The 16,344-nt window shown below is 61.8% G+C and carries 9 protein-coding genes; all 9 read left to right on the top strand.

The features are described from left to right. The first annotated feature begins 88 nt into the window (after positions 1-88). The 9 genes from ACILSE_RS06125 (at position 89) to ACILSE_RS06085 (ending at position 16,333) form a co-directional block, all read left to right on the top strand. Positions 89-2,056 carry a phospho-sugar mutase gene (locus ACILSE_RS06125; RefSeq protein ID WP_395716484.1) on the top strand — a complete coding sequence of 656 codons (1,968 nt, stop codon included), beginning with the start codon at positions 89-91 and terminating at the stop codon, positions 2,054-2,056. Between the two features lie 157 nt (positions 2,057-2,213). Beyond that, positions 2,214-3,086 (top strand): hypothetical protein, encoded by an 873-nt coding sequence (locus ACILSE_RS06120; protein ID WP_395716483.1) that lies wholly within the window; start codon positions 2,214-2,216, stop codon positions 3,084-3,086. A 170-nt stretch (positions 3,087-3,256) separates the two neighbouring features. After that, positions 3,257-4,675 carry an RNA polymerase factor sigma-54 gene (gene rpoN / locus ACILSE_RS06115; protein ID WP_395716482.1) on the top strand — a complete coding sequence of 473 codons (1,419 nt, stop codon included), beginning with the start codon at positions 3,257-3,259 and terminating at the stop codon, positions 4,673-4,675. Between the two features lie 57 nt (positions 4,676-4,732). Beyond that, complete coding sequence (locus ACILSE_RS06110; protein ID WP_395716481.1) at positions 4,733-5,266, top strand: RNA polymerase sigma factor; 534 nt, start codon at positions 4,733-4,735, stop codon at positions 5,264-5,266. Beyond that, positions 5,259-6,770: a LamG-like jellyroll fold domain-containing protein gene (locus ACILSE_RS06105; RefSeq protein WP_395716480.1), complete on the top strand. Its 1,512-nt coding sequence runs from the start codon at positions 5,259-5,261 to the stop codon at positions 6,768-6,770. Before ACILSE_RS06110 ends, ACILSE_RS06105 begins: the two co-directional genes overlap by 8 nt. A gap of 47 nt (positions 6,771-6,817) precedes the next feature. Continuing rightward, positions 6,818-8,224 (top strand): sulfatase-like hydrolase/transferase, encoded by a 1,407-nt coding sequence (locus tag ACILSE_RS06100; RefSeq protein WP_395716479.1) that lies wholly within the window; start codon positions 6,818-6,820, stop codon positions 8,222-8,224. 35 nt (positions 8,225-8,259) lie between these two features. After that, on the top strand, positions 8,260-12,282 hold the full coding sequence (locus tag ACILSE_RS06095; protein WP_395716478.1) for a PVC-type heme-binding CxxCH protein: 4,023 nt from the start codon (positions 8,260-8,262) through the stop codon (positions 12,280-12,282). A gap of 17 nt (positions 12,283-12,299) precedes the next feature. Beyond that, complete coding sequence (locus ACILSE_RS06090; RefSeq protein ID WP_395716477.1) at positions 12,300-15,041, top strand: DUF1592 domain-containing protein; 2,742 nt, start codon at positions 12,300-12,302, stop codon at positions 15,039-15,041. Between the two features lie 5 nt (positions 15,042-15,046). Continuing rightward, entirely contained in the window at positions 15,047-16,333 is a 1,287-nt protein-coding gene (locus tag ACILSE_RS06085) for a DUF1552 domain-containing protein (RefSeq protein WP_395716476.1), read from the top strand. Positions 16,334-16,344: the final 11 nt, after the last annotated feature.

Below are 16,344 nucleotides of genomic sequence, written 5' to 3'. Positions count from 1 at the left end.
GCACGCATTTATAACTCCGCCCCCTGCCCTGCGGGAGTGCTTTGGCGGTTGCTTCCGCCCTTTGCTGGCTAACATCCGCCCTCCCAGTATGTCCCTTGCCGATCAACTCCAAGCCGCCGCCAATTCCGGCGATCTCCTCGCCGCCAGCCACGACAACATCCGCGCCCTGCTCGCAGCGAGCGACAATCCGCTCTACCGCGCCAGCATCGAGGAACTCGCCGCCGCAGGCCAGTGGGCGGAGCTGAACGACCGCTTCTTCCAGGCGCTGAAATTCGGCACCGGCGGCCTGCGCGGCCGCACAATCGGCAAAGTGGTGACGAAGGCCGAGCGCGGCGGCGCGCCGGAGGATCAGCGACCCGAAAATCCGTGCGTGGGCACGAATGCGATGAACTTTTACAACGTGAGCCGCGCCACGCGCGGACTCGTGACCTACATCAAGAACTGGCGCGCCAACGCCAAGCTCACCGGCAAGCCGAGCATCGTCTTCGCCCATGACACACGGCACTTCTCGCCGGAATTCGCGAAGTTCTGCGCGAAGATCGCGATGGACCATGGCGCGAACGTTTATCTCTTCGACGGCTGCCGCGCCACGCCGGAGATGTCCTTCGCCGTGCGTCAGCTCCGCGCCGACGCGGGTGTGATGCTCACCGCCTCGCACAACCCCCCGCATGACAACGGCTACAAGGTGAACTTCAACGATGGCGCCGGCATCGTGGAGCCGCACGCCAGCGGCATCATCAAGGAGGTGAACGCGATCAAGGGCGAGGAATACACCCCGCTGCCGGACGCCCAGCGCGGCAAGCTGACCACGCTCGGCAACGAAATGGACCAGAAATACCTCTCCCGCGTCGAGACGATGATGCTGCAGCCTGAGCTGTTGCAAAAGGAGGAGGCGAAGAAGCTCAAGATCGTCTTCACCGCCCTCCACGGCACCGGCGGGGTGCTGGTGCCCGTGTTGCTGAAAAAACTCGGCTTCAACTTCCTCACCGTGCCGGAGCAGGACGTGCGCGACGGCCGCTTCCCCACCGTGAAGTCGCCGAATCCGGAAAACGCGCCCGCCCTGAAGATGGCGGTCGATCTCGCAAACAAGGAAGGCGCGGACATCGTCATCGGCACCGATCCTGACTGCGACCGCATGGGCGTGGGCGTGCGTGACGCGAAGGGCGACATGGTGCTGCTCACCGGCAACCAAACCGGCTCGCTCATGGGCTGGTATCGCATCAAGACGATGTTTGACCTCGGCATCCTCAACGACGCGAACAAGAAAAACGCGGTCTTCCTCAAGACCTTCGTCACCAGCCCGATGCAGGACGCAATCGCGGCCAAATTCGGCATCAACTGCGTGAACACGCTCACCGGCTTCAAGTGGATCAGCTCGAAGCTCGCCAAGTATGAGGCAGCTCTGCCTTCGGACATTTTGAACCGTTACCGCGACCTCAACGCCGCCGACAGCCGCGCCGCGCGTCTCAAGCACAGCAAGTTCCTCGTCTTCGGCGGTGAGGAGAGCTACGGCTACATGGGCGACGACTTCAGCCGCGACAAGGACGGCAACGGCGCGGTCGTGATGTTTGCCGAACTCGCCGCCTACGCCGCCAGCCGTGGTCTCACCGTGGCCGGACTGCTCGACGAGGTGTCCTGCGAGATCGGCTACTTCCTTGAGGTGAACCAGAGCAAGGTCTTTGAAGGCGCGACCGGTGCCGCACAAATCGCGAAGCTGGCCGACAGCTACGGCAGCAACCCGCCGAAGGAAGTGGACGGCTCCGCCGTGGTCAAGGTGCGCGACTTCCGCAAGGATGAGATCAAGGACGAGGAAGGCGAGATCGTGGCAAAGGAGAAAATGCTCTTCGTCGATCTCGCCGACGGTCGCAGCTTCGCCGTGCGCCCCTCCGGCACCGAGCCGAAGATCAAATACTACATGTTCGGCCGCCGCATGCCCGCCGAGGGCCAAAAACTCAGCACGGAAGAGCTCAACACCGCCAAGGTCAAGGTCACCGAGTCGCTCGTCGGCATGTGGGCCTGGCTGGAAAAGGACATCGACGCACGGCTGGCCCAGTAGGGCGCCGGCATTCGGCGTTTCCATCTTCCATCAACTCGAAGGCGGCTGAACAAACTTCAGCCGCCTTCGTCTATCTGCGTGCCTCCTCTCCCTTCGGTCGCCTGCCTCCGCAAATTGCGCCTTGAACTACAGAGAAAGTTAAGAACTATTAACAACCATGAACACTCGAACCACTCCCACGGGGTCACGCATCGCCCCTTGGTTGAGTTTGTCCCTCGCACTGCTCGCCACGGCGGACGCCTCCGCGCAAAACCAGCGCTACTACCCCCAGCAGCCGCAATACACCCAGCCTGCGCCGAATTACCAGCAACCCCCGCCCGGCTACGGCGCTCCATCTTACGGTTACCCGCAGCAGCCGCAGAAGCAGTATGAGAATCCCATCGAATTCCTCCCGAAGTTCGGCAAACGCATGAGCGAGGTCGTCCGGCGCATCTTCTACGGGCAGGATCCCACAGGCTGGGACAATCCGCCTCCGGGCTATGGCGCGAACGGCGGTTACAATCTCGATGCCCCGCCCCGCCAGCAGGCAGCTCCGGGCTATCCGCAGCAGCCGCCGTCCGGTTACTACCAACCGCAGCAGGGACAGGCGCAGCCGCGCTACAATTATCCGCCGCAGTCCTCAAACCAGGCTCCTCCCGCGCAGCAGAACGTGCCCCAAAAAGGGGCCTCGTCGCCAGCCTCGTCATCGCAGGCAAAATCCAGCACGCGCACTTACACACCTCCCAAAGCGGGTGGTTCTTCCTCAAAAACACAGGCCAAGCCTTCAACGAACGCTGCCCCCAAGGAGCCGGTGAAGGAAACGCCGCCGCCCACGACCACCGCACGGCGCTCCGAGTCCGCGCCGCCGCGTGAGCAGCCGTCCACGACTGCCTCCAGCGGCTCCGGATCATTCCTCAAAGGCAGAAAAACCGCCAAGGCGGGCCGTGTCATCAGCCCCTATCCGCCATACAAGGAACTCGACGTCACCGGGCTCGAAAGCGGCTCGCTCGCCCTCGACCCGACGACGCAGAAAGTCTTCGAGGTGCCCTGACAGCCTTTGATTTTCTCATCTTCGCCTGACCAGAGGCCCCGGCACGGCCGGGGCTTCGATTTTTGTGCCAGAGCCGTCTCAATTTGGGTTTTTTAAAATAAACAAGCCTCTGGCCTGAAGTTTGCTTGAAGTGATGCCAAGACAGCGCTTCGCTGCCTTCCAACCCATTCATGGCCGAATACGGACTCCAGCAGACACAGACTCAGAAGCTCGCCATCGGGCCGCAGATGCAGCAGAGCTTGCAGATTCTGCAGGCGCCCACCCTGGAGTTGCGGCAGATCATCCAGCAGGAGATCGAGGTGAACCCTGTCCTGGAGCTCGACGCTCCGGAAACCTCGATCGATGATGCCATTCCCGACGATCCCGATGATCGCAGCGTGGATGACGGTGACATCGACGCGCTCACCCAGATGGACGAGGAATGGCGCGAATACTGGCAGCAGAGCCGCCAGCAGACCGCCGCCCGCCGCAGCGACGACCAGGAGCGCTGGCAGTTCATCATGGACTCCATCGTGGCCCCCACCACGCTGCAGGAGCATCTGCTCTCCCAGCTCCATACCGCCGAGGTGAAGCCGAAGATCGCCACTCAGGTCGAGTTTCTCATCGGCAACCTCGACGACCGCGGCTTTCTCAACACCAGGATCGACGACCTCAGCCTACAGCACGCGATTCCCATCGAGGACCTGCAAAAAGCCAAAAGGCTCCTCCAAAGCTTCGACCCCGTGGGCGTTGGTTCCGAGGACTTGCGCGAATGCCTGCTCGTGCAACTCGAGCGCCTCGGCAAAAAACAGAGCCTCGCCTGGCGTCTCGTCGATCAATACATCGACGACCTCGCCAACAAGCGTTACCCCATCCTCGCACGCAAACTCGGCGTGCCTTTGGAGCAGATCTCACGTGCCGCCGACTTCATCAGCACGCTCGACCCCCGCCCCGCACAGCGTTTCGCCGTCTCCAACAACAACTACGTCACGCCTGACGTTGTCGTCGAACGGCAAGGCGGCGAATGGATCGCCGTGATGACCAACGACGACCTTCCCCACCTGCGCATCAGCAACACCTACAAGGACCTCCTCGCCCAGCCCGGCAACAACGGCGAGGTGCGCAATTACGTCCGCGACAAGATCCGCAGCGGCAAGTTCCTCATCCGCTCGATCCATCAGCGCCAGCACACCATCCACCGCATCGCCACGCAGATCCTGAAATACCAGCGTGAGTTCCTCGAAAAGGGCACAAGCTTCCTGCGCCCGCTGAACATGGCCACCGTGGCCGACGAGGTCGGCGTGCACGAAACCACCGTCAGCCGAGCCATCGCCGGCAAGTACATTGCCACACCGCACGGCGTGTTTGACATGAAGTTCTTCTTCTCGCACGGCGTGAAGACCGATTCCGGCGACGATCTGAGCAACACCAGCGTCAAAAACGCCATCGCCGACCTCATCAAGACCGAGCCGAAGCACAAGCCGCTCAGCGACGACAAGCTCGCCAAGCTGCTCGACAAGCAGGGCATCAAGGTTGCCCGTCGCACGGTCGCGAAGTATCGCGAGGCGCTTAACATCCTGCCCAGTCATCTGCGCAAATCGTTCTCCTGAAGATCGCGAAGATTTTGTGTCCGGTTTTAATCTCAGGCGTGAGATAGTATCTGCTGCATGAACATCGCCGAAACCCACGCCGCGCAGGTTTTCCTCGCCCATCACGACTTTGTGAAGGGCGTGGCGCTCAAATATGCCCCCTGGCCGGGGTTGATGGAGGACATCACGCAGCAGGTCTTCCTCGAATTCATGGCGAAGGAGTCGAAATGGGACCTCAGCAGCGATGCGCGGCCGCTTCTGGCCACGATGACGCGTCACATCGCCATGCGGCTGTGGCGGGAGCGCACGCGGCAGCAGCCGGATGTGGTGCAAAAGCTCGCGGATCACATCCGCCTCCTCGCCGAGGAGCGTGAGTCGCCACCGCGCTATGAGGACGAGGTCCGCGTGCTGCGCACCTGCCTGCAAAAGCTGCCGCAAAAGAGCCGCGAACTCGTGGAGCTCTATTATTATGACGAGGTCGGCACGCCGCAGATCGCCGAGCAGATTCAGATGAAGGCCGACACCGTCTGCCGCGCCCTTTCTCGCGTGCGGGAAAAGCTGCGCGAGTGCATCCAGCAATCCATGAACCAGGGAGGTCACGCTCATGCTTGAAGCCGACACGCTCATCCAGCACTACCTCGAAGGCACGCTCACCGATGCCGAGGCGGAGGAACTGCACACGCGGCTGCAAAACGAGCCGCAACTCGGCGAAAAACTCCTCCAGCACTTCGAGATGGACGCGATGCTCCGCGCCACGAAGCCGCTCGCCGTGCCTGGAAAGGTCATCCAGCCCGCTTTGATGCCGAAGCGCCGTTTCACCTTCGCCACCGTCACCACGGTGGCGGCGATGGCGGCCTGCCTCGCTCTCGCCAGCACCTGGGTGGTGCTTTCACTGCCGAAACCGGCCACCGAGGACACCACCGCCTCCGTCGCCGTGCTCACACGTGGTGTGAATCTCGAATGGGAATCCGCCACCATCGCCCCCGGCACACCGCTTTCACCCGGACTGCTCAAATTGAAGTCCGGCATTGCGCAGATCGAGTTTTATCAAGGTGCCCGCGTCTTGATCGAAGGCCCCGCCGAGCTGCAACTCATCTCCAGCGGCGAGGCCACCTGCACGCGTGGCAAGCTCAGCGCCAACGTGCCTCCGCAGGCCAAAGGTTTCCGCATCAACACGCCGAAAGGCACCATCGTCGATCTCGGCACCGAGTTCGGCCTTGATGTCAGCGAGGCGAGTTCCGAGGTCCATGTCTTCAAAGGCGAGGTCGAGCTGCATCCGGCCTCAGAATCAATGAAATCACTCAAAGAAGGCCAGGCCATGGCCTTCGCGGCGCAAACGCAGCTTCTCGCCGCAAATTCATCCAGCTTTGCCTCGCTCAACGATCTCGACACACGTACCGCGCTCTCCGACCGCACACAATTCGAGCGCTGGCGCACCGCGAGCGGAAAACTGAACGCCGATCCTGCCCTGAAGCTGCATTTCGATTTTCAAGACGACGATTCCACGCGCAGCTTGCGCAATCATACGCCGCACGGTGAAGAGGGTAGCATCGTCGGCGCTTCCTGGACCACCGGCCGCTGGCCTGGCAAAGGTGCTTTGGAGTTCCGCAACGTGAGCGACCGCGTGCGCCTCAGCGCTCCGACCGAGGTAAAAGCGCTCACCATGGCCATGTGGGTGCGCATCAACGGCCTCGACCGCGCCTTCAACTCGCTCTTCATGTCCGAGGGCTGGGGCGACCGCAAAATCCACTGGCAGATCACCCACGAGGGCAAGATCCGCCTCGGTATCGCTGGAGTTCCCGGCAAGCACCACCAGGACTGCGACACCGAGGTTTTCTTCACGCCGGAGCGCTTTGGCCGCTGGACCCATCTCGCTGTCGTTTTCGACCAGCAGGCCAAAGAAGTCCGCCACTACGCCAACGGCATGCTCCTCGCCAAAATCGCGCTCAAGGACAACGCCCCGCTCAAACCCGGCATCGCCGAGCTCGGCAACTGGAATGACCGGCGTTCCATCGGCAACGGCGTCGCCATCCGCCACCTCAGCGGCACGATGGACGAGTTCGCGCTCTGGGACCGCGTGCTCGGCGAATCGGAAATCGCCGCCATGAGCCGGTGAGGCTGCAACAACCCGGTTTCGATCGACGACTTAGATGCCTTCAACGCATGAAGCATCTCCTCCTGACTTTTGTCTGTGTCGCATCCCTCTCAAACGCTGCGGGCAGCTCCAAGCCGAACGTCCTTTTCTTTTTTGCCGATGACCAGCGCGCGGACACCATCGCGGCCCTGGGAAATCCGGTGATCCAGACGCCAAATCTCGACCGGTTGGTGCAACGCGGCGTGTCATTCAGCAGGGCTTACATGCAGGGCGGCATGAACGGCGCTACTTGCGTGCCCTCACGCGCAATGCTGCTCTCGGGTCAGAACCTGTTTCACATCGACGAGAAGCTCATGCGCAGCGAAACGTGGCCGGAGGCCTTTGGCAAAGCAGGCTACAGCACCTTCGCCAGTGGCAAGTGGCACAATGGCGATGCCTCCCTGGCAAGGAGCTTTCAGATCGCGCGTTCCATGTTCACCGGCGGCATGACGAATCCGATGGATGCCAAGTTGCGTGACCTGGTGGACGGCAAAGTCGGCCCGGCAAAGCCGAGCACGAAGCACGCCTGCGAAGTCTTCGCCGATGAAGCGATCCGCTTCATCCAGGAGCAGTCTGGCGGCCCCTTCTTTGCCTATGTGCCTTTTGATGGCCCGCATGATCCGCACATCGTTCCAGACGACTTTCCCATTCGCTACACCGCTGATCAAATCCCGCTGCCGCCGAACTTTCTGCCCCGGCATCCCTTCAACAATGGTGAGATGGCCATCCGCGACGAGCAGCTCCTACCTTGGCCGCGTTCGGAAGACGGCGTGCGTGCCTTTCTCGCCGAATACTACCGCTACATCTCCTTTCTCGATGCCCAGATCGGCCGCGTTCTCGCCGCGCTGGAGGCCTCGCCACATGCGAAGAACACCATCATCGTTTTCTCCGCTGACAGCGGCGTCGCCCGCGGCAGCCATGGCCTGATCGGCAAACAAAACGTCTATGAGCACTCCATGCGCGTGCCTCTCATCATCGCAGGCCCCGGCATCGCGCAAAACCAGCGCAGCGAGGCGATGTGCTACCTTTTCGACCTGCTGCCCACCCTCGGCAAGCTCTGCAGCGTCACCGGGCCCAAGACCAGCGAAGGCATCGATTTCAGCGCCACGCTCAGCGATGCATCCAAGCCCGCCCGCAGCCAGTTGATGTTCGCCTACCGGAACGTGCAACGCGCCTTCACCGACAGCCGCTGGAAGCTCATCCGCTATCCACAGGTGGACCGCACCCAGCTCTTCGATTTGCAAGCCGACCCCTTTGAAGTCACCAACCTCGCCGACAAGCCCGAGCACGTCGCCAAAGTCGCCGAACTCAGCACCGCCCTAGAAAAAGAAATGCAGCAAAGCGGCGACACCGCCGCCCTGAAAGTCGCCACTCCATCTCCTGCCGATTGGACCCCGCCCGCGAAGACCAAAGGCGAGAAGAAGCGCAAAAAGTAACCTTATCATCACTCTCAAAGACTCTCGCAGACCGCATGAAATCCCTCCTCGCCCTCGCCTTTCTCACCACGGCCGCGTTCGCCCAGCCGCGTGACATTTTCGACTACACCGGCCAAAACAACGCACCGGCAGGCACGAAGCGCCTAGTTTTCATCGCAGCAAAAGGCACGCATGGCGGTGGCGGGCAGCATGAGTTCTTCGCTGGGGCTTCCTATCTGGCGCGGCGCATCAATGAGACCTATCCGCAGGCTTTTGCGGTGGTGTATCCGGAGAACAATTGGCCGAAGGACCTCACGAAGGCGGATGCGATCATCGTGCTGCTGAATCACGGCGGCAAGGCGGCGGATGATGCGAACATCAAGGCGGCCTGTGATCGCGGCGCGGGCTTCGCGGCGATTCATTATGGCGTGGAGGCCAGGATCGGCTCGCAGGGGAAAAACTTCCTCGACTGGATGGGCGGCTTCTTCGAGACGTTCTACTCGGTGAACCCGACCTGGGACGCGAGCGTGCAGCCGGGCAAGCATCCGGTGGCGAATGGCGTGAAGGCCTTCTCCGCGAAGGATGAATGGTATTACCACATGCGCTTCGTGCCGGAGATGAAGGGCGTGACGCCGGTGCTCAGCGCCATCGCGCCGCTGAACACGGTGAAGTTCAAAGAGGGCGACAAGCCGAGTGCGCATGGTGGAAACCCGGACGCATTCGCGGATGTGAAGGCGGGCAAGCCGCAGCATCTCGCGTGGGCGTTTGACCGGCCGAAAGGCGGTCGCGGCTTTGGCTTCACGGGGTTTCATTTCTTCGCGAACATGACGAACGACAGCTTCCGCACGACGATGCTGAATGGCGTGGCCTGGGTGAGCGGTTTGGAGATTCCAGCGGGCGGGATCGCGTCCAAAACACCGACGCAGGCCGAACTCGACGCGATGATGGCCGAGGCGCACGGCCCGAAGGTGGCGAAGCCCTCCGGCACGGCGAAACCAATCTTCGAAACGCCTGCATTGACCTCCACGAGCACGCCGCGGCTCGTCTCCATCGATGTGCCGCTGAAGGACGCGAAGGAGCTGTATCTCGTCGTTTCCGACGAAGGTTCGAAGAGCTGCGATTGGTCGAACTGGATCGAGCCGCGGCTCATCATGGCCGATGGATCGGTGAAGGAACTCACCACGCTGAAGTGGAAAGGCGACGACGCGGGCTTTGGCCGCACACGCATCGGCACGAATCACACCGGCAAGCCCATGCTCGTGGACAAGCAGACCTACACGAACGGCATCGGCACGCATGCGCCCTCGGCCATCGCGTATGATCTGCCGGCAGGCGTGGCACGCTTCACCGCGAAGGTGGCCATCGACGACGGCGGCATGATGCGCGGCGGCAAGGCGAGCGATGCGAAGGTGAAATTCCAAATCTACACCGCGCTGCCTGCCACGCCGGAGGCGAAGGCCGCGGCGAATCCGCCGAACTTCAACGAAGGCCCGCCGCAGGTGCCGGTGGAGCTTTTCACCGTGCCGGAGGGCCTCGAAGTGACACTGTGGGCCACTTCGCCGATGCTTTTCAATCCGACGAACATCGACTTCGATGCGCAGGGCCGCTTGTATGTCGCGGAAGGCGTGAATTATCGCGGCAAAGGTGGTCGCCGCAAAGAGGGCGACCGCATTGTCGTGCTCGAAGACACCGATCACGATGGCAAGGCCGACAAGAGCAGCGTTTTCGTGCAGGAGCCTGCGCTCGCGTCGCCGCTCGGTGTCGCGGTGATCGATGGCAAGGTGGTCGTGTCGCAACCGCCGGACCTGCTCGTGTATTCGGATGCCGATGGCGATTTGAAGCCGGAGAAGCGCGAGGTGCTGCTCACCGGCTTCGCAGGCCGCCAGCACGATCACAGCCTCCACAGCGTCACCGCTGGACCGGACGGCCAGTGGTATTTCAATCAAGGCAACACCGGCGCCGAGTTCACCGACCGCAGCGGCAAGACCTTCCGCATGGGCAGCCCGTATCAGCTGCAAAACATCGCGGGCATGAAGAGCGATGACGGCCACGTGTGGATCGGCGGCTTCAGCGTGCGCATGAATCCCGATGGCACGAACGTGAACATCATCGGGCACAACTACCGCAACAGCTACGAGCAGGCGCTTACCAGCTACGGCGATCTGTTTCAAAGCGACAATGATGACCCGCCCGCCTGCCGCGTGACGCATGTGCTCGAAGGCGGCAATGCCGGATTCGCCAGCGCCGACGGCCAGCGTGCCTGGGGCGCGGACAAACGGCCCGGTCAGGACACGCCGACCGCCGAATGGCGTCAGGAAGACCCCGGCACGATGCCCGCGGGCGATGTCTATGGCGGCGGATCGCCCACCGGCGTGGCCTTTTATGAAAATGGAGCGCTCGGTGAAAAATGGCGCGGCCTGCTGCTCGCGTGCGAGGCAGGCAAAAATGTGATCTTCGGCTACCAGCCGCAACCCGACGGCGCAGGCTTCAAACTCGAGCGCATGGACTTCATGACCTCGAACAAGGAGAAGCAATGGGCCGGCAGCGACTTCCTCGGCGGCAAGGAAACCAACGAGTTGAAGACGAAATTCCGCCCCAGCGATGTCTGCGTCGGCCCCGATGGCGCTTTGTATGTCGCCGACTGGTTTGATGCCCGCGTCGGTGGTCACGGCACACGTGACGATGGCTTCACCGGAGCCATCTACCGCATCGCGCCAAAGGGATTCAAGAGCGTGGTGCCCAAACTCGATCTGAACACCGTCGAAGGCCAGATCGCCGCCTTGAAGAGCCCCGCCGTGAATGTGCGCGTGAGCGGCTTCAACCGTCTGAAAGCCGCTGGATCCAAAACCGTTCCTGCGGTGGCTGCTTTGCTCGAAGATGGCGATTCATTCATCGCCGCGCGTGCCGCGTGGCTGCTCGCGCAGATGGGAGAAGAAGGCATCACGAAGGTGAAGCCGTGGTTGCAGTCGAAGGATGCTACGCAGCGCCTCGTCGCCTATCGGGCGCTGCGTCGTGCGAATCACGATGTGCTGATGATGGCGATAAAAATGGCTGGCGACAGCGATGCCGCCGTGCGTCGCGAAGTGGCCCTGACGCTGCGCGACATGCCCGCAAGTCAGTGCGCGCCCGCTCTTGTGCAACTCGCTCATTTGTTTGACGGCAAGGATCGCGCCTATCTCGAAGCCCTCGGCCTCGGCAGCGAAGGTAAGGAGAGCGAACTCTTCAAAGTCCTGACCACAGGCCATGCGGAAGGCTGGAAGACCTTTGAAACGCTCGCGGGCAAAGATAGCGCTGCCTGGAGTGATGCCTTCGCGTGGATCGCATGGCGTCTGCATCCGCCGGAAGCTGTGGAGGCATTCAAAGCCCGTGCCCTCAATGACAAGCTCAGCAAAGACCAGCGCCAGCTCATGCTCACCGCGCTCGCCTTCACCAAAAGCGCCGAAGCAGCCGGTGCGATGATCGAACTCGCCCAGAAGAAGGATTTTCCGCTGCAAGACCTCGCGAAGTGGTGGCTCATGAACCGCAAAAACAACGATTGGAAGGCCTACGGCATCGAGCAGAGCCTGAAGGCGCTCGGCATCTACGATCCCGACAAGGTACAGCTCACCGCCAGCCCGCTGCCGCCGCTTCCCACGAACGCGAAGCCGCTCGACCTCAAAGCCATCGCCAAGCTCCAAGGCGATGCCAAACGCGGTGCCACGGCCATCGCCACCTGCTACACCTGCCATCGCTTTGGCAGCAACGGCATCGACTTCGGCCCCGACCTCACCACCTTCGCGAAACAACAGACCGCCGACGTGCTCATCCAGTCCATCGCCGAGCCGAGCAAGGGCATCTCGCACGGTTTTGAAGGCAGCGAAATCACCACCACGGATGGATTGAGCATCACCGGCATCGTTTTGACCAGCGGCGACCCCGTGCTCATCAAATGCATGGGCGGCGGCGTGCAGACCGTGCCGAAGAAGCGCATTCAGAGCCTCAAAAAGCTCAAAGGCCGCAGCCTCATGTTCGAGCCCTCCATGCTCGGCCTCACCGAGCAAAGCATCGCCGACGTCGTCGCGTATTTGAAGAGCCTGTGAGCCCACGCCCCCTTGTCATGCGACTACCTATCGTTTCTATCCTTTTAGTCCCTTCCGTCCTCCTCGCCGCTGATCCGGCGATGCCGGAGAAGCATCGTGCGCTTTTCAAAGAGCACTGCGTGAGCTGCCACGGGCCAGAAAAGCAGAAAGGAAAGTTCCGCGTGGATGATCTGCCGCTGGCGATCACGAATGTCGAGATCGCGGAGAAGTGGCAGAAAGTGCTAAATGCGATGAACTCGGGCGACATGCCGCCGGAGGACGAAAAACAGCCGGCGAGTGCTGCGAAGGCCGATTTCCTCGATGACCTCGCAAATGTCATGGTGGCGGCGCGGCGGAGCCTTGGCGATCAAAAGGGCGTGATCACGATGCGGCGACTGAATCGTCGGGAATACAAAAACACGCTGCGAGAGTTGCTCGGCGTGGAAATCAATGTGGCGGAGCTGCCGCCGGATGGGGGCTCAGGGGCCTTTGATACCGTGGGCTCGAACCTCTTCATGTCGGCGAACCAGATCGAGCAGTATCAGGCGCTCGGTCGCGAGGCGCTGGAGGAGGCTTTTGCGTGGCAAACAGCGGCGAGCGTGACGAAGAAGCTCCATTACGAGGGCGAGACGACCACTCCGAGGGTGAAGGACTTTGTGAAGTATCAAATCGATGCCCGCGAGCGTGCGCAGAAGTGGGTGAAGGCCGTCGAGGCCGCCATGGCGAAGCCGGAGAACAAGGAGATCGTCGCGAAGATCCGTGAGGAGGTGAAGAACAACGAATCGCGCCTCCGCCGCGAGTGGGCCCGCATCCCCGGGGCGCCGAATCCGCGCACGTTTGGCTTTGATAAGAAAGGCGAGAACGATGCCGATCTGGCGAATGATTCGCTCGGCGCGGGTTGGCTGAAGTATCACGAGTATTACACGCAGATGCCTGCGGTGGATCAGGGCGCGTATCTCGGCACGCAGACGCGACATCCAGCCGAGCTGAACGTGAACTACATCGAGCTGCTCGTGCCTTTTGACTGGCCGGTGGGCGATTACATCGTCCGTGTGCGAGCAGCAGCGGTGAAGGATGCGCCTGCAGAGCGTCGCTTCCTCGATTTCGGCATTCATGCCCGCACGGGCAAGGTGCTGAACACTTACGAGATCACCGGCACGATGGAAAACCCACAGACCATCGAGATTCCGCTCACCCTCACGCGAGCGAATCTCAGCCGCGACAATCGCTCGCTGTTCTTCCGCGAGAAAGGCAGTTGGGACACCAACGAAGAAGGCAATCGCAAGCGTGCCGAGGCCGTGAAGCGCAACGGCATCGGCCCCGAGCTGGCGCTGTGGGTGGACTGGATCGAGGTCGAACGCGTGCCGAATGCAGCCAAGCCCGTGCCGCCCGGTTTTGCCGCGCTGAAGCTGCCGCTCGATGACAAATCGCCCGCACCTGCTGCTGCCGAGCTGCGTTCCGCCTTCGAGCGCTTCGCCACGGAGGCCTTTCGCGGCACCACTCCGCCTGCGGACTATGTGGATCGCTTGATGAGCCTTTACGACTTGCGCCGCAAAGCTGGTGACAAGCCCGTGGCCGCGCTGAAGGAGACGTTGTCCGTCGTGCTGACCTCGCCGATGTTTCTTTACCTCGCGGAGCTGGGTGAAGACGCTGAAGACAATCAGACAAGGGGACAATCAGACAGGGAGACACAGAGGATCCGCGAATCGGATGTCTCATTGTCTCCCCATCTCCCTGTCTCATTGTCCAACGCCGAACTCGCCACACGACTCTCCTACTTCCTCTGGAGCGCGCCGCCGGATGCCGAGTTGCGAAAAAGCGATCTGTCGAAGCCCGAAGTGCTCGCCGCTCAAACCAACCGCCTGCTCGATGATCCGCGCTCGGAGGGCTTTTTGACCGCATTTGTGCATCAGTGGCTCGGTTTGGACCGCATCGACTTCTTTGAGGTGAATCGTGCGCTGTATCCGCGTTTTGACTCGGGAACCAAGGTCGCGGCCAAAGGCGAGATCCACGAGACCATCGCGCACATTTTGAAGCACAACGCCAGCCTGCGTGATCTTTTGAAAAGCGACTACGTCGTCATCAATCGCGTGCTCGCCCACTACTACGGCCTCCCCGGTGTGAAGGGTGAAGGCTACGAAAAAGTGTCGCTGCCAAAGAACTCGCCTCGCGGCGGCTTGCTCGGCATGGCAGCCATTCATTTCATGGGTGGCAATGGCGAGCGCACCAGCCCCGTCGAACGCGGAGCCTGGGTGCTGCGCAAGCTGCTGCACGATCCCCCGCCGCCAGCTCCCGCGAATGTACCCGCCATCACGCGACTCGCGGGCAAGGTTCTCACCACGCACGAGCGACTCCTCGCGCATCAGGAGGACCCGCAGTGCGCCAGTTGCCATCGCAAAATCGATCCCATCGGCTTCGGGTTGGAAAACTTCGACGCCGCCGGCCAATGGCGCACCGAAGACAGCTACACCGCCCTCGACGCCAACGGTAAACCCGACCCCAAAAGCAAGAAGACCTGGACCATCGACTCCGCCGCCGCCTTCCACAAAGGCCCCGCCTTCAAAGACTATTTCGAGCTGCGCAACATCATCGCAAGCAAGTCCGACGCCTTCGCCCGTAGCTTCAGCGAAGCCTTGATCGAGTTCGCCCTGGGAAGGCCGCTTGGCTTCCGCGATGAGCCGCTGGTCGATGAGATGATCTCGCAGGCCGGAAAGAAGAACCTCGCAATGCGCGAGTTCATTCAGGCGCTGGTCAGCAGCAAAGAATTTCACACCAAGTAATCTCCATGAAAACCCGCCGTCACTTCCTCCAGTCCAGCACCTCGCTGATCGCTCTCCCTGCGCTTGAGTCGTTGGGCTTTCGTCGCTTTGCTTCGGCGGCGACACCGTCTGCACCGCCGAAGCGTCTCGTGTTCTTGGGCTTCGGCTGGGGCATCACGACGGAGACTTGGTTTCCGGACATCAAGCAGACGGGGAAGGATTACACGCTGCCGGAGGGCTTGAAGCCGCTGGCGAGGCACAAGGCGGACTTCACGGTGGTGCAGGGGCTTTGGAACAAATACTCGAACGAAGGTCACTGGGGCAGCACGATGTGGCTCACGGGTGCGAACCGTTTCGCGGAGCCGGGGCAGACGTTTCACAACAGCATCTCGGCGGATCAGGTGGCGGCGGCGAAGCTCGGCATGGAGACGCGGTTTGCCTCGCTCCAGCTCAATGGCAGCGAGAACGCGGAGGCCTCGGGACATGGGCCGGGGCTTTCGATGGCTTGGGATGTCAGCGGCAAGCCCATCGGTGGTCACAAAGGCCCGGTGGAGGCGTTTCATCGTCTGTTTTCCAAAGACACGACGCCCATCGAGCAGCAGAAAGCGATGCTGGCGCAGAAGCGCAGCGTGCTCGACACGGTGATGGAGAACGCGAAGGCGATGCAGCGTGGGCTTGGCAAGAATGACCGGGCGAAGCTAGACGAATACTTCCAGGGCATCCGCGACATCGAGACGCGCCTCGCGAAGGACGAGCAATGGATCGGCGTGCCGCAGCCGAAGGCGGCGATTCCGCAGCCGCAGGAAGGCCTCGCTGGCAAAGAAGAGATCACGATCATGTATGACATCATCGTCGCCGCGATGCAGACGGACAGCACGCGCGTGCTGACCTACCGCCAGCCGGTGAGCACGCTGCTGACGAGCATCGGCATCAAAGTGGCCCCGCATGACATGAGTCACTACCACTCGACCATGGGCGAAAAGCTCGCCGCCTCACAGCAGCGCGATCTCGTGCAGAGCGAGCTGCTCGCCGGACTCCTCGACAAACTCAAAGCCACCAAGGAAGCCGATGGGAGCAGCCTCTTTGATCACGTCGCTCTCGCCTACGGCAGCAACATCCGCACCGAGCACAACCTCGACAACTGCCCCACGCTCCTCGCCGGCGGCGGCGCGGGTATCAAGCTCGGCCACAACATTGTCGCGCCGAAGGACACACCGCTGTGCAATACCTGGCTCACCTTGCTCCATGGCATCGGCGTGAATGCCGAGCGGCACGGCGATAGCTCCGGCGTGCTGAAGGAGATCGTGGCGTGACGAAAAAGTTG

Origin of the sequence: Prosthecobacter sp. (assembly GCF_044236155.1) — a bacterium.
Classification (GTDB): domain Bacteria; phylum Verrucomicrobiota; class Verrucomicrobiia; order Verrucomicrobiales; family Verrucomicrobiaceae; genus Prosthecobacter.
Note: the sequence above shows the minus strand (reverse complement) of the source record. Positions and strands in the feature narration are given on the sequence as shown.